The sequence below is a fragment of the Cupriavidus sp. 2TAF22 genome (assembly GCF_052115045.1).
Lineage (GTDB): Bacteria > Pseudomonadota > Gammaproteobacteria > Burkholderiales > Burkholderiaceae > Cupriavidus.
In genome coordinates this window covers 1-13,842 of the sequence record NZ_JBFRFX010000027.1, presented here as the reverse complement: position 1 = coordinate 13,842, position 13,842 = coordinate 1, and the positions used below count along the sequence as shown (strand labels likewise).

The following is a 13,842-nucleotide window of genomic DNA, read 5'->3' as shown; positions in this document are numbered from 1 at the left end:
GAGAAGGCCAATGAAGCTCATCACCCAACTCATCACGGCGGCAGCCATCGTGTCGACCCATGTCGTGCCGGCCCTGGCTCAAGCTCCGACAGCTAAGCTAGGGCGCATGGTCACAGTGGAGGTCGTGTCGCCAAAGATCCGTAAGGTGGTCTATGCCAACCCACCCGTGAACCTGATTGTGCCCGAGGCCGTATCACAGCTGCGCGAGGTAGTGAAGTCGTTGAGCGAGGACCCGGCGGTTCAGGTTGTCATCTTCACCAGCAGCACGCCGCGCTTCTTCTTCAACCACTTCGATCTGAGCCAGGCCGCGAATTTCCCCAACTTGCCTGGGGATGATTCCACGCCTGCCTGGGTAGACCTGGTGGTGCGGCTGTCCAAGGCGCCCTTCATCAGCATCGGATCGATCCGGGGACGCACCCGAGGCGGTGGCAACGAGCTGAGCCTAGCGATGGACCTTCGGTACGCGAGCAAGGAGCAAGCGTACTTCTCGCAACCAGAGGTGGGCACCGGCATCGTGCCTGGCGGCGGTGGATCGGAACGGCTGCCGCGCCTGATTGGCCGTGACCGTGCGCTTGAAGCCATCCTAAGCGCTCAGGACTACGACGCCGAAACGGCCGAACGCTACGGCTGGATCACACGCGCCGTTCCTGATGTCGACCTAGATCGCTTTGTGGAGGCAGTTGCGTCGCGTCTAGCCTCGTTTGACAAGGAGGCTCTGGTTGCGGCCAAGGCCCAGGTCAATCGGGCAACTCTGCCGCCGGATGCAGACCTACACGCCGCCTACGGCGAGTACAGCCGCTCCCTTGCCTGGCAGGGCTTCCTCGCTCGCAGGCCGAAGCTCGGGAAGGTCGTGGCCGAGAAGGGGCTCGATTTCGAGCTGCAACTCGGCGAATACCTGGGGAAGCTCGGACAGTAGCCGTCAGGCACACCGAGGGAATCACATCAGAACGGGAGGAAGGTGCCTAATCGAGGCCCCTTCTCCCGCGTGTAAGGCATGCACCAGATCCCGATTCTCGCTAAGGGTGTGTTCGCGGCGCTGAAGAATACGCTGGACGTACGCGCGCTCACCGTTGAAAGCGATGCCTTCGTTTGCAGCAGCGAGAGAATCGAAGACGACGCGGACTGCGTGCAGCAAGAGCAATGCTCCCTGATGCTCGCGAGCCCTGTTGGAAGGGTCTGCCTGGAAGCGCATTGTTGGCAAGACCCTCGGCGCCGGATGGTACTGCAGACCATGAAGTCAAACCATCAACTGGTCTGTCTATCAGTCCAGCCCCATCAATAGGAGATATCCATGTCCACCACCAACAAGACCGCAGTCGTTACCGGCGCCTCTTCAGGCATTGGCGCTGTGTATGCCGATCGCCTCGCTGCTCGCGGCTTCAATCTAATCCTCGTCGCGCGTCGAGCTGACCGACTGGCAGCAGTGTCGGAGCAGCTCTCAAAGGCGTACGGCGTCAATGTCCAGACGCTGACGGCTGACCTCGAGAAAGACGCTGACCTCGCAAAGGTCGAGGCCGTCCTGGCGGAGGAACAGAGCATCAGCCTGCTTATTAACAACGCCGGCATGTCGAAGATGCGCCCGCTCGCCAGCACGGCAGTAAGCGATTCCTTGTCGCAGATTTCATTGAACATCGTAGCCCTAACGCGCCTAACCCATGCGGCGCTGCCGGGGTTCCTTTCGAGGAACGAGGGCGCCATCATCAACATCGCTTCAATCCTTTCCATCCAATACCTGCCTATCAGCGCAGTCTACAGTGGCACGAAGGCATACGTGCTGGCATTTACGCGCAGCCTTCAGAATGAGATCGCAACGACCGGCGTGAAGCTACAACTTGTCCTCCCCGGCGTGACTGCCACGGAAATCTGGACCGAGGGCGCGTCGGGTGTACCACTGGCAGCCATCGACAAAGACAAGGTGATGACCGCCGAAGACATGGTTGACGCTGCCTTGGCCGGGTTCGACAAGGGTGAGTTGGTCACTTGGCCATCGGTGGCGGATGAGAGCTTGTGGTCCAACTTCGATGCCGCTCGGGTCGAGCTTTTTGCAGCGACGCAGACGGGACGCCCTGCACCGCGATATCTGAAGGCCTGACCGTCGATGGGCTCCACCAGTTCGCGGTCGGCAGCCCCGAGATCCCGGCCTGGCAGATACAGGCCACTCAGCCCAGTGCCCCTCTGGTCGCAGCGGACCAGCGCGGCATCGGGATGCTGCACTTTCCTGAGCCCCACATAAATTCGGCTTGAGTTTTGAGACGACCGGTCATATTATACAAGCCCGGCCAGACGTAGACGGGACATCCTTGTGGTGGCCTTACTGCCCTTCCGCTCCGAGCCTGAGCTTGCAGCGACGTACAGGAAAGGTGAGCAATTGTGCTGCCACAGCATGGACGTATGCAGCGCCTGCGCAGCTCTTAACCACCAAGCAGAGACATTAGATATGGGAAACGTGTCAAATCAGATTGAAGAGAAGAACACCTTGGAAGAGGTATGGCAATGGTTCTTTGCAGACTATCTCCCGCGATGGGCCACGGCGGGTGAGCGAGGAGAAGACTCTTCGTTCGTCACCGAATACTGGGGCGCGCCGCTATGGGTAAGCATCGATGACAAGCCGGTCGTCTTGGCAGCGACAGAGGCGGAAGTTGCTGGAATTCTGGCGCCTATCCATGCGCGACTCAAAGCAGCTGGCTACAGCCACACGGCCGTACCCGATCGCCAGGTCACCGTATTCAACAAGAACAGCGCACAGATCAGGGTGATTTGGTCTCGTCGGCGAGCTGACGATTCGGAGATCGAGCGCTGCGTAGTTAACTTCAGTCTAATGAGGCGCGAGGACGGATGGCGTATTTTGCACATTCAGCAGAAGAGTACAGATGTGGCCGTGCTGTCCGAGGTGTGGTCTGTGCACAGCGTCCTTTCGTGATGACATTGCACCTATATTCTTGAGTAGAGAAATCGTGATATCCGACTTCGCACGCAAAATCACCCCATCTGGGGTCGAGTATCTTTCCAACGGCGGTAGCACCGAGCGGGTCTTGGTATTCGTTCACGGCTGGCGTGACAGCGCCTTGGGTTGGCAGTGGGTGATCGACAACCTCAAGCCCGAAGAGGAATGGCGGATCATCGCGGTCCAGCGGCATGCCGTTGAACGCAGCAACGCAGACACCGCTGGCTTGCTTGAAGACTATGCAGACCAAGTCATCGATGCAATAACAGATGGTGCGGCGCCAGAGAGCGTCATCGTGCTAGTGGGGCAGTCAATGGGAGCGCCTGTCGCCGAATTGGCGGCATCGCGAATCGCACAGCGGCTTCAAGGTCTGGTGCTCCTCACACCAGCTCCTCTCGCTGGCACTCCTCTTCCGCCCGAGGCACGGGAAGCCTTCGAGGCTGGTGCACGTGACCTGGACCGGGTCAATGCTGGGCTTAATCGCGTCGGTCTGGCTGTAAGTGTCAACGCAGAGACTCAATTGCGCATGATCCTTGCCACGCCGGCGGAGTCAGAGCATTCCACCTTGCAAACATTGGCATCGTGGATCGGTGGGCATCCTGGCGGCCAGCTGCCATCGTTAGTGACTGCACCGACACTGGTGTTGGTAACGGATGACAAGGCCTTTCCCGAAGAAATGCTCCGCGAAGTGGTCGCGCCGCGGTTCCAGAACGTCCAAATTGGCGAGGTGCGCGACGCGGGACATTTCCCTCACCTTGAGCGGCCGGAGGCGGTGGCCAGGGTGGTCGAAGACTTCGTTTCGAATCTTTAAAGGAAGGAATTCGACCCTCCGAACATAGGGGCTCCCGGCAGGTCAAGGTGGTCCATATGGTGCCAGCATGTCCGACTCTGCGTAGTGCGCAGGGCGAAGTGATATGCACCTAGATAGTCCATGAGGTAGACGGTTTGGATAATTCTGTCCATAACAAGCGCGGGCTTGAGACACGCAATAAGCTGATAACAGCTGGCCTTTCAGAATTCCATTCCCACGGATTCAATGGCGTAGGGATTGGCGACATCGTTAAGACTGCAGGCGTTCCAAAAGGATCGTTCTACAACCTTTTCGAAAGCAAGGAAGCATTTGCTGCGGAGGTGGTTGATCATTATTTCGAACTCGGCCTGAGCAAGCTAAATGAGTTCTTCGGCAACGCAGATCTTCTTCCAGTGGACCGGTTGCGTGGTTACTTCGGTGAGCGAATCAGCCACTTCGCAACGCTCGGGTTCCGACGGGGCTGTTTGATGGGAAACTTTACGCTGGAGACGGCCGACGAGAGCGATCTCATTCGTGGTCGCCTTGCGGAGAATTTCCAGATTTGGAGCGCAATCTTCGCATCGACAATCGAAGAGGCACAGCAGGCGGGCAGCATTAAAAATGGAATGCCGGCGTCTGTTTTAGCCGACTTCGTTCTCAACAGTTGGGAGGGCGCCATGCTGCGTATGAAAGCGGAGAAGAGTGTCACGCCGCTCGAAGAAGCGACTGAAGTCATCCTCCAGGTCGTTCTCGTTTGAAGGTCCGGGCAACAGTGTGAGCCGGGTGTACTAGCAGGCCGTCATCGCAATCACGCTGAAATGTCAGGGTAAATAGTTCTGTAGTCAACTGACCCAAACGTAAAGGATGGTGTTACGAAGCGGCCCGCCTTGGTCTCCAATTTGCAACGCCACCACGGGTGCCATTGCGCCCCCAGAAAGGCGGCTGATGAACGCCTCTACCCCTTCCCCACATGCGCGCAACGCGCAAGCATTTTCTTGGAGTTTCCCGCTAATGTCTTCAAAGATCGACGTCAACTTTCCCGCAGAAGGCGGGATCGAACTCGCTGCGTGGCTCTTCCTGCCAGATGGTAAGGGGCCTCATCCTGCCATCACCATGGCGCATGGATACGGCGGCACGCGCTACCATGCCCTAGAGAAGTTCGCCGAAGCCTTCGCGGCAGCTGGCTTCGTTGTCCTTGTACACGAACACCGAGGCTTTGGCGCGAGTGGCGGTGAGCCGCGCCAAGACATCAACCCGTGGCAGCAGATCGCTGACTGGCGCCGTGCCATCTCGTACCTGGAATCCCACCCCGCGGTCGATTCGTCACGAATCGGGCTCTGGGGCACCAGCTACGCCGGTGGTCATGCCATCGTGCTCGGCGCGACCGATCGTCGACTAAAGGCTGTGGTCGCTCAAGTGCCGACCATCAGTGGCTACGTGCAAGGTTTAAGGCGGGTATCCGCAGAAGCTTTGCCGGCACTCGAAGAGGCGCTTAACGAGGATGAGCGCGCCCAGCTTCGCGGAGAACCTCCCCGGCACCAGGCATTAGCAAGTGCTGATCCGGCAACTCCTGCTGCTTATCGTTCCCAAGATGCCATCGACTTCAATCTTCAGCCGATGCCAGAAGGAACCTGGGAGAACAAAGTCACGATCCGATCCACGCGATGGGCCCGCATGTACGAACCGGGAACGTGGATCTCACGAGTCTCACCAACGCCTTTGCTGCTGGTAGTCGCCAGCGAGGATAAGGCCACCCCGACCGACCTCGCGCTGGCTGCCTACGAGCAAGCATTGGAGCCAAAGAAACTCGTACTGCTTCCCGGCGGCCATTATGACCTGTACTTGGGTCAATCGGCGGCTGCCTGTAGCGCAGCCACCAACTGGTTCACGGAGCACCTCTTCCCGCAGCAAGCCTGAATACTCGCAAGCACCACATCGTCAAGCACTCGGAGCAAATCATGAACGAATCAAGCATCGCCGCAACGCCTCTGAAATGGGAACTGCTGGTTAAGCGGCGTGCGAGCGCCACCCAAGGGGTTCCGCCGGGCAAGGAAGACCTCACCTGGGTCGCCAACACAGTCACGCTGATCTACGGCGAGCGCAACGCCGTCCTGATCGACACCTTCCTGAGCGACGGACACACTCAGGAAATGATCGACTGGATCAAAGCACACGATCGGCATCTTGAGACCATTTATATCACGCACGGGCATCCTGATCACTTCTTCGGGTTGGCCAAGATGCGCGAGCACTTCCCAGATGCCCGGGCAATCGCACCGCTGCAGGTCGTTGAAGCAATGCATCAGTTAATCCGAGACGAAGAGACGGATAAGGTTTGGAGCAAACGCTTCCCAGGGCAAGTTCCTCCCAAGCTAATTCCAGCGGAGGTGCTTACCGGAAATACGTTCGACCTGGAAGGGCACGAGTTGCGCGTGGTGGACATCGGCCACACGGATACTGACAACACAACCGCACTTCACGTACCGTCCATCGGACTCCTAATTTCCGGAGACGCTATCTACAACAGCACGCACCCCTACCTTGGGGAGTCGGACGAAGACGGTCGTCGAGCCTGGCTCGCAGCGATCGACAAGATCGAGGCACTGAACCCGAAATACGTCATTGCTGGCCATGGCCCCCTCGACCCCGACAGCAGCCCTCGCCATATCCGAGCGACGCGGCAATACATCATGGATTTCGAGCGCGTGAATAGCCAAACTACGACTGCGCGCGAGCTTTACGACAACATGCTGGAACTCTACCCCGATCGGATCAATCCCGGCTCGTTGTGGGCGGCAGCCCATGCCGCGAAAAATACCCCGAGATAAGCAGGACGAACGTACCTGGCGCGATCTCGGTCGTCGAGATCGCAAACTCACCACGATATCCAGATTCCGGTCACGGCTCGCAGTTTCAATTTTCATAGCAGTTTGCGGCCGAGTTAGTCGGATTTCTTGTCTGATTCCCTCTGAAACGTCGGGCATGATGTCCGACGCTTCGGCCAAATCATTTCGCGTAAAAAATGCAATACCAGGAGACAAACTGTGAACGCACATGTTGACAGCCTATCAGCCACTTCCCGCGAGACCGACACGTCCGAACTCACGGTCGCGTACTCTACTGCCACCTGGAGGATCATCCCACTGTTGTCCATGATCTGGTTGATGGCCTGGGTGGATCGCGCGAACATCGCGTTCGCGAAGTTGCAGATGCTCTCCGATCTCGGCTTTAGTGAGGCGGTCTACGGCTTCGGTGCCGGCATCTTCTTCATCGGCTACGTTGCATTCGCCATGCCGGGAACGCTCCTTTTGAAGAAAGTTGGTGCGAAGCGAATGATCTCTGCGATCGTGATTGGCTGCGGAACGGCCAGCTTTGCAATGATGTTTGTTCACACGCCGGCAGAGTTCTACGCCTTGCGGCTGCTGCTCGGTATCTTTGAGGCTGCGTTTTACCCTGGGGTAATCCTGTACCTCACATATTGGTTTCCCGAGAGGATCCGCACTAGGAATTTTGGGGTCTTTCAGTCTTTCGCCGCACTGGCACCGGTTATTGTCGGACTTTCCGGGGCAGTGGCGTTCGACCATCTCGGCGGAAACATGGGCCTCGCTGGATGGCGGTGGATGTTCCTTGTGCAGGCGGTGCCGACCGTCATCCTTGGAATGGTCGCCGCCTTTGTGCTGTCCAACGATCCGTCGTCCGCGCGATGGCTATCCCACAAGCAAAAGGCGTTGATGCTCTCGGACTTGCGCAGTGAGGCAAAGGCGCCAGCGCAGAATGAAGGCATGCTTGAGGTTATTAGAAATAGGGCCGTGTGGCTGCTGATCGCAGTCTATTTCTGTACGCTTTACGCAAATGCTGCACTGGTCTTCTTCATGCCGACGATTCTCAAGCTGTCAGGGTTCACCAACTACGGAAGCATCGGTACCGCTTCAGCAGTGGTATGCATCCTCGGTGCCCTGATCACCATTGCCATTTCCACTAGCGCATCGCGAAAGAGATCAGTCCAAAGCCATTTTGTTTTTTCTTCGCTTTGCATTGCCGTCTCATTTGTGGCGGTGACCTTCGCGTGGCATGGCCATCCGTATCTCACCACTGTTCTCCTCGCGCTAGCACTTGGTGCGATGGGGGCAGCCATTTCACTGTTCTGGCAGTTTCCCCCAAGGCTGCTGACGCCAACAACTGTAGCCGTTGCGATTGGCTTCATTAGCACTTTCGCAAACCTCGGCGGCTTCGCCTCTCCTTGGTTGATTGGGTTAGCGAAAACCGCAACGGGCGACTATTCGGGAAGCTTCATCGCCGCGGCCGTTATTCAGATGTTTGCTGCAGCACTGCTCGTCAAGACGATGTCGGCCGAACGTTTCAGTCACTGATTCCATAGCGTTGTCAACTTTCCGATAGCGAAACAAAGCTGTGAGAAGCGGGGCGACTGCTCAGCGAACAGTTGAACTACCACTTCATTGACTTCCTCTCCGGGCTAAACCCCGGAGATTCCTTCTGTAAGCGCCTGAAGTCCCAGGCGAGCAATATTCCGGGCGGCGTTTGTGTCGCGGTCGTGTACCGCTCCGCAATCGCTGCACGTCCATTGCCTTATTCCAAGTCCGGCCCTACCTTTCGGACTGCCGGGCGGGATAACGCCACAGCACGAGCACGTTTGGGTTGAAAACGCTTCGTTGACCTCTGCGAACACCACGCACTGCCTGATGGCCTTGTCCTTGAGTTGTGTCCGGAACGTCCTCCACGAGGCATCGAGCGCGGACTTCGCCATGTTCGTTTGTGCCAGCGCCTTCGCGTTCACGTTGCCGATGAAGATTGCTGCATGTTTTTTGACAAGCGCCGACGTTTCCTTGTGGATGGCGTCCTTGCACTGATTCGCGATTTTGGCGTGGATAGCCTTCACGCGCTTCTTCTTGCGAGCGCGTTGCGCAATACCCAGCGCCGCTTCCGACTCGCGATACCACTGGTTCGGCTCGAATTTTTCGCCACTGCAATAGCGCAAGCGACTTCAGGCCAAGGTCGATGCCGAGCACCGACGCACCATCCGGCACGCGCTTTTCTTCGATCTGTACCTTGACGGCCACGTTGAGATACCAACGCCCGCGCGAGTCCTCGTTGAAACTGCCCGCCTTCAATTCGTATTTCGACAGGCCATATGAGTCCCACAGCCCAATATTAATGCCGTTGAAGCGGACCTGGCCGTTCTTGTACGTCAGCGCGCGGGCCTTGAATGGAACCCATTCCAGCGAGTATTTGGGGGACTTGCGGTCGCTCACGCGCCAGTTGAGACGCTTCCGTTTGAACTGCTTGAGCCGTGTCGCGAACTCTTCGCACCCCTGCTGCTGCGTGGCTGACCCGATGGAGACGCCTTCGCACTTGCTGAAGCCATTGTTCAGTTTTTGCAGGTCGAAGCCGGATAACCAGACCTTCGGGCGACTGCAGTACCGCTTGAGGCTGCGGAACTGGGTCTCGTTGTCGGGCCGAGTTCGTGGAATTCAACGGCGAGCACGACCACGTACACCTGTTGGTCAACCACCCGCCGAAGGTGGCGTTGTCGAATCTCGTCGCGTCGCTGAAGGGCGTGTCATCACGTATGCTCCGACAGCAGTTTGGAGACTCTCATCTGTGGCTGAAGCGGCGGGGCGTGTTGTGGTCGCCTTCCTATTTCGCGTCATCGTGCGGCGGTGCGCCGATAGATATCCTCCGGCAATACATTGAGGAACAGCAAGCGTCCCACTAGGACGCCTGCGGCGTCCGTGCTCTCGACCCCGGACTAAACTCCGGGGCTTCCCGCACATCTGGTGAAGGATCGGGACCGCAAGTTGATGCGCTATATCCGTCAGCACAACAAGAATCCCAAGCCCATCAAGCGGAAGTAGGACGTTCCGTCGCGGCGAATTCGCCCAGTGTCATTTCAATGATGCGGCGGACTAACACAGGCCTTCGAGACTGTTCATCTTTCCGCCGTGACGGCAGTACGATGTGGCTTGGTGCTCTTTGGGTGACGGCTCCTCACTTTCGTCGGGGCCAGATTCGCCCGAGTACTTTTGTCGGCGCCTTCGGTGTATGGATCGAATTTGTCCATAGATCTTGCAGCATCAGGAACATACCCATCCCTATTCGTAGCGCGCATGTTGTAATCATAGCGATCTGCTGAATCCGACGGTCCTGCGGCAAGAGCAGTCCCGGATGAAATTGCTGCGATGATCAATGCGAGGGCACGCTTCATGAACTTCTCCGGACGGAATTGCAAGGCGAAAAAAATAGTGAGGTGTACGTCATCGCGGAAATCTTAGCCTTTCGAGCTACCTGCTACTTTAATAAGGATATGAGCTAGGACGATCAGAAGATGTGCCGCATGCCCAACGAAATGCCAAGCTGGCCGCTGGCATCGGGCGTCTTGTAGTAGACCTGTGAGGTCGACGGCAAATAGCCCACGGACTGGCCGTTCGGCAAGTAGGCGATGTTGTCCCAGTTCAGCGACGCATTGTGCGCGTAGTTCACCGCGAAGAACACGTCGGTTCGCTTGGACAGGCTGTAGTCGGCCAGCGCCAGATATTGCTGGGGGTTCTTGGGGTTGGTCGATACGCCGTTGATGCGCGCCGCCTTGATGTCGTCGTAGTAATAGGCCAGCGTCAGGCGTAGCGCGGCGGTGGCGTCCCAGTTCATGCCCACCCAGTACATATCGTCGCGATGCGGCAGCAGTGTCGGCGTGCCGGTTGCCGGCCCCACCGAATTGCCCCAGCGATAGCCGGCCACCATCTTGACCTGGCCTAGCCGGTAGCTGGCGCCCAGCATGGCGCGCATGTCGCGGCCATAGTCGTTCGAGCCCGATGTGCCGGCGGCCTGCGCGGTATTGAGCGACTTCACTTCGTCGTAGGCGGCGGCCAGTCCGAGCGGACCGCTGTTGTACTGCAGGCCCCCGCCATAAGCGGAACCCACGGCAAAGGTCCCCGATCGCTCGCCAAACGACCAATGCGCCATGGCCGTGACCGGGCCGAACGTGCCCTGGTACTGCACCATGTTGTTCTCGCGGAAGTTCGGTCCTGCAATACCCACCAACGGCTCGAACTCCCCGGCGTACGCCACCGGCGTGAAGCTGCCCATGGTCAGGAACGCGGACGTGTACTGGCGGCCAAATGTGATCTTGCCCCACGGGTTCTGCACGCCCACAAATGCCTGGCGGCCGAACAGCAGGCCGCCGTTGCCCATCTTGCCGTCGTCGGCGTTGAACTGGTTTTCCAGCACGAACAGGCTCTTCAGGCCGCCGCCCAGATCTTCCACACCGCGCAGGCCGAAACGCGACTGTGCAATGCCCGACGAGTTCATGAACACGGCCGATCCGCTGCCCGGCGCCAGCACGCCGTTGCTGGTGTTCTGCGCGTGGTTGACGTACTGGATGCTCGTGGTGAGGACGCCATAGAGCGTCACGGACGATTGCGCCCAAGCGGCTGGCGCAAGCACTGCGCCGGCGATGGCGGCGAACAACTTCTTCTTCATTGTTGACATAGAACGTCCACTACAGATGCTGCGACTTGCACGCGCTTGAATGACTTGAATGACTGCCTCTGAGGCCTGTCTTAGCTATGGGCGGCGATAGCCGCCAATTGAACAAGGGCCAGGGATTACAGCGTTCGCGGCAGCGCCACGACGCACGCTGAATATGGCCCAGTCTCATTCGGCACCGTGCGGTGCCGAATGAGACGTCTCCACAATCATTGTTTTTTGCGCGCGCCTTCCGTATATGGATCCGGCTTACCACTCCTGGCGCCATCCGTATATGGATCGCGTGCGCGGACCTTGGTTTCGACTTTGTCATCGACCAACCGGGAGGCCGTTGACGACCTTGCACCGTCGGTGTACGAATCGAACTTTCCCGAGTTTGCGCCGTCAGTGTACGGATCAAACTTTCCCGTCTTTGCGCCGTCGGTGTACGGATCCGGCTTCTCGGTTTTAGCGCCCTGGGTATAGGGGTCCACAGCCTTTCGCTGTTGCGCAAATACTTCCGGCACGGCGACGGTGGCCGTGGCCGCAACAAGCAGGCTGGTTAGTAGGGTCTTGGTCATATCGATAGCTCATTAACGTTCATAAGGCGCGATGTAAATGGCCTGTCCGACTGCGCCCAGTTCCATGCGGGCAAGCTGCCGTCGATGCTCATTCGCTCGAAACGCTTCGGTTTGTGCACCTATGGCACCGGCCCAAGTATAATATGACCGGTCATCTTGTTGTCAAGAATTTCCGGACGCTGTGTGTGTCCTTGTCATCCTACGAACTCGATAGCCAACCGCAGTATTGCATCCTGACCTATCGCCATGCGCCCGAGACCGTGCGTGCCGCGCTGGCAACGGCTTCTGCCGACAGGCGCGAGAAGATCCTAGACGCGCTGGATGCGCCGACCATCAGCCTTCAGGAATGCAGCTCGATGCCGGCCACTCGTTTGTATCGCGCACTCTGTTGATGTCGACACAGCGGGGTGGCCGCCCGATTGCCGTTTTCCGAGTGGTGCTGGCCGACCCGGATACGACGGATGCCATCCTGCAGGACATCCTCGACGAGCAGCGCGCGCTGGCGGCGGCCAGCCCAGGCATGGCGCCGCTGACGGCGCTAGTGGGGCGCCGGGCGCCGTGTGAGGATTTGCAGCAGGCGGGCGCCATTCCCCGACCGTATGTCGCTGGTAACGGTCCGGCGAGTACCATCATTGCGGCAGCTCACCATCGGACGCGAATCCAGCTGTCAAACGGAGAATTCAATGATCGTCAGCCACAGCCTCCGAAACCTTCGCCAGAAAATTGGCCGTCTTCGCAGGTGTTGGCTCAATCCTCGACGCCAGCGCCAGGCGGATAGAGATTGGACTGCCAATTATGTCTTTATACACAACGCCCTCGACCTGAATCTGGCAAACAGAGGCAGGAACAATTGACACGCCAAACTCCGCTGCAACAAGATTCACTACGGAAGAGAGCTGCGGCGCTTCCTGCCCGGCGATGAGATCAAAACCGGCCAGCTTGCAAGCGCCGATAATGACGTCATGCAAGGTAGGACTCGCTTCGCGAGGCAGCAGAACAAAATGGTCCTCCGCCAATGCGTCGAGGGATATCCGGCGTCGCTTCGCAAGAGGATGGGTTGCGGGGAGCACGACCTTCATTGGCTCCACGGCAATGTGCTGCAGTTGAACCCCGGCCGGTGACTGCCCGCTCAAACGGACAAAGGCGACATCGACCCGGCCATCGTTGAGATAGGCGAGGAGTTGTGAAGTATTACCTTCTGCCAGGGTGAGGACAACATTGGGGTAATCCTGCCGATATGCCCGGATCAGCCTGGAGACCACGGGGTTGAACGCGGCGGAGCCGGTAAACCCGATGTTGAGGCGCCCGATTTCGCCCCGTCCGGCGCTTTGTGCTTTCTCTACGGCCGCGCGAGTGTCATGGAGTATTCGCCTAGCATCCGTTGCAAAGGCCTCGCCCGCTTCAGTCAGGACCACTCCATGCCCGGTTCGGCGAAACAGCTTTACCCCTAGCTCGTCCTCCAACACGTGAATCTGCTGGCTGAGAGGCGGTTGGCCAATGCCGAGCCTTTCTGCTGCCCGCGTGACGTTGCGCTCATCAGCGACGGCGAGGAAGTAGCGAATATGCCGCAGTTCCATACGATATCTGGTTTTATATATATCAGAAAGATGCGATAGATATTGGACAGTATATCAGTGAAGGGCCAGAATGCCGCGTATCGTGCCTCGCCGACATCCCGCTGTCTACGACCGCGGAGATGCTACTTGAGGCCAAGGCGACGAATCAATCCAACGAAGAGAATCAGCCCCCATGGAAAAATCGCAGCCAACCAGGCCCGAATACCGGAATATCGGTATCTCGCAGATCGCGAGCTACCGGTTGCCCTGGGCCGGCAAGGTGTCCATCCTGCATCGCGCAAGCGGTGCCATGATGTTCCTCCTTCTTCCTTTCGTCCTGTACCTGTTCGAGCAAAGCGTCACCTCCGAACTGAGTTTCGCAAAGTTCTCGGCGCTCCTGTCCGGCGGCTTCGTCAAGCTGGTTCTGCTGGCCCTGATCTGGGGTTACCTCCACCACTTCTGTGCCGGCATCCGTTTCCTGCTGCTCGACGT

At 58.2% G+C, this 13,842-nt stretch carries 15 protein-coding genes and 1 pseudogene; 11 read left to right on the top strand and 5 right to left on the bottom strand.

The features are described from left to right. Positions 1–10: 10 nt before the first annotated feature. The 8 genes from AB4Z48_RS27615 (at position 11) to AB4Z48_RS27580 (ending at position 8,104) form a co-directional block, all read left to right on the top strand. The gene (locus tag AB4Z48_RS27615; RefSeq protein ID WP_441619869.1) at positions 11–916 is read left to right on the top strand and encodes an enoyl-CoA hydratase/isomerase family protein; all 906 of its coding nucleotides are present in this window, start codon (positions 11–13) and stop codon (positions 914–916) included. A 375-nt stretch (positions 917–1,291) separates the two neighbouring features. After that, positions 1,292–2,092: an SDR family NAD(P)-dependent oxidoreductase gene (locus AB4Z48_RS27610; protein ID WP_441619867.1), complete on the top strand. Its 801-nt coding sequence runs from the start codon at positions 1,292–1,294 to the stop codon at positions 2,090–2,092. A 354-nt stretch (positions 2,093–2,446) separates the two neighbouring features. Beyond that, positions 2,447–2,920: a DUF6841 family protein gene (locus tag AB4Z48_RS27605; RefSeq protein ID WP_441619865.1), complete on the top strand. Its 474-nt coding sequence runs from the start codon at positions 2,447–2,449 to the stop codon at positions 2,918–2,920. Between the two features lie 34 nt (positions 2,921–2,954). Continuing rightward, complete coding sequence (locus AB4Z48_RS27600; protein ID WP_441619863.1) at positions 2,955–3,755, top strand: alpha/beta fold hydrolase; 801 nt, start codon at positions 2,955–2,957, stop codon at positions 3,753–3,755. Positions 3,756–3,889: 134 nt separating this feature from the next. Beyond that, the gene (locus AB4Z48_RS27595; protein ID WP_441619861.1) at positions 3,890–4,492 is read left to right on the top strand and encodes a TetR family transcriptional regulator C-terminal domain-containing protein; all 603 of its coding nucleotides are present in this window, start codon (positions 3,890–3,892) and stop codon (positions 4,490–4,492) included. Positions 4,493–4,745: 253 nt separating this feature from the next. Beyond that, on the top strand, positions 4,746–5,651 hold the full coding sequence (locus tag AB4Z48_RS27590; protein WP_441620018.1) for an alpha/beta hydrolase: 906 nt from the start codon (positions 4,746–4,748) through the stop codon (positions 5,649–5,651). A 41-nt stretch (positions 5,652–5,692) separates the two neighbouring features. After that, complete coding sequence (locus AB4Z48_RS27585) at positions 5,693–6,562, top strand: MBL fold metallo-hydrolase (RefSeq protein ID WP_441619859.1); 870 nt, start codon at positions 5,693–5,695, stop codon at positions 6,560–6,562. A gap of 216 nt (positions 6,563–6,778) precedes the next feature. Beyond that, a complete protein-coding gene (locus AB4Z48_RS27580) occupies positions 6,779–8,104 on the top strand; it encodes an MFS transporter (protein ID WP_441619857.1) in 1,326 nt (441 codons plus the stop codon). Between the two features lie 104 nt (positions 8,105–8,208). Here AB4Z48_RS27580 and AB4Z48_RS27575 read toward each other — a convergent pair whose 3' ends face one another. After that, positions 8,209–8,730: an RNA-guided endonuclease InsQ/TnpB family protein gene (locus AB4Z48_RS27575; RefSeq protein WP_441619855.1), complete on the bottom strand. Its 522-nt coding sequence runs from the start codon at positions 8,728–8,730 to the stop codon at positions 8,209–8,211. Positions 8,731–9,207: 477 nt separating this feature from the next. Here AB4Z48_RS27575 and tnpA point away from each other — a divergent pair. Beyond that, a pseudogene (tnpA, locus tag AB4Z48_RS27570) lies at positions 9,208–9,468 on the top strand (IS200/IS605 family transposase); the annotation flags it as partial. Positions 9,469–9,681: 213 nt separating this feature from the next. Here the strand turns inward: tnpA and AB4Z48_RS27565 are convergent. From AB4Z48_RS27565 to AB4Z48_RS27555, 3 genes are all read right to left on the bottom strand, one after another. Next, positions 9,682–9,957, bottom strand: coding sequence for a hypothetical protein (locus AB4Z48_RS27565; RefSeq protein WP_441619854.1), 276 nt, complete (start codon positions 9,955–9,957; stop codon positions 9,682–9,684). 113 nt (positions 9,958–10,070) lie between these two features. Further along, positions 10,071–11,237, bottom strand: coding sequence for a porin (locus AB4Z48_RS27560; protein ID WP_441619852.1), 1,167 nt, complete (start codon positions 11,235–11,237; stop codon positions 10,071–10,073). Positions 11,238–11,443: 206 nt separating this feature from the next. Then, on the bottom strand, positions 11,444–11,794 hold the full coding sequence (locus AB4Z48_RS27555) for a hypothetical protein (RefSeq protein WP_441619850.1): 351 nt from the start codon (positions 11,792–11,794) through the stop codon (positions 11,444–11,446). Positions 11,795–11,937: 143 nt separating this feature from the next. Here AB4Z48_RS27555 and AB4Z48_RS27550 point away from each other — a divergent pair, with 143 nt between their 5' ends. Beyond that, positions 11,938–12,186, top strand: a complete 249-nt coding sequence (locus AB4Z48_RS27550; RefSeq protein ID WP_441619848.1) for a hypothetical protein — start codon at positions 11,938–11,940, stop codon at positions 12,184–12,186. 288 nt (positions 12,187–12,474) lie between these two features. Here AB4Z48_RS27550 and AB4Z48_RS27545 read toward each other — a convergent pair whose 3' ends face one another. After that, on the bottom strand, positions 12,475–13,371 hold the full coding sequence (locus AB4Z48_RS27545; RefSeq protein ID WP_441619846.1) for a LysR family transcriptional regulator: 897 nt from the start codon (positions 13,369–13,371) through the stop codon (positions 12,475–12,477). Between the two features lie 172 nt (positions 13,372–13,543). Here AB4Z48_RS27545 and sdhC point away from each other — a divergent pair. Continuing rightward, the coding region (gene sdhC, locus AB4Z48_RS27540; protein ID WP_441619844.1) for a succinate dehydrogenase, cytochrome b556 subunit at positions 13,544–13,842 on the top strand (299 nt) is incomplete at its 3' end.

Excerpts from the sequence above, each read along its gene's own strand:
- AB4Z48_RS27615 (WP_441619869.1), top strand. The coding sequence starts at position 11 with ATGAAGCTCATCACCCAACTCATCACGGCGGCAGCCATCGTGTCGACC.
- AB4Z48_RS27610 (WP_441619867.1), top strand. The coding sequence starts at position 1,292 with ATGTCCACCACCAACAAGACCGCAGTCGTTACCGGCGCCTCTTCAGGC.
- AB4Z48_RS27590 (WP_441620018.1), top strand. The coding sequence starts at position 4,746 with ATGTCTTCAAAGATCGACGTCAACTTTCCCGCAGAAGGCGGGATCGAA.
- AB4Z48_RS27585 (WP_441619859.1), top strand. The coding sequence starts at position 5,693 with ATGAACGAATCAAGCATCGCCGCAACGCCTCTGAAATGGGAACTGCTG.
- AB4Z48_RS27565 (WP_441619854.1), bottom strand. The coding sequence starts at position 9,957 with ATGAAGCGTGCCCTCGCATTGATCATCGCAGCAATTTCATCCGGGACT.
- AB4Z48_RS27560 (WP_441619852.1), bottom strand. The coding sequence starts at position 11,237 with ATGTCAACAATGAAGAAGAAGTTGTTCGCCGCCATCGCCGGCGCAGTG.
- AB4Z48_RS27555 (WP_441619850.1), bottom strand. The coding sequence starts at position 11,794 with ATGACCAAGACCCTACTAACCAGCCTGCTTGTTGCGGCCACGGCCACC.
- AB4Z48_RS27550 (WP_441619848.1), top strand. The coding sequence starts at position 11,938 with ATGACCGGTCATCTTGTTGTCAAGAATTTCCGGACGCTGTGTGTGTCC.
- AB4Z48_RS27545 (WP_441619846.1), bottom strand. The coding sequence starts at position 13,371 with ATGGAACTGCGGCATATTCGCTACTTCCTCGCCGTCGCTGATGAGCGC.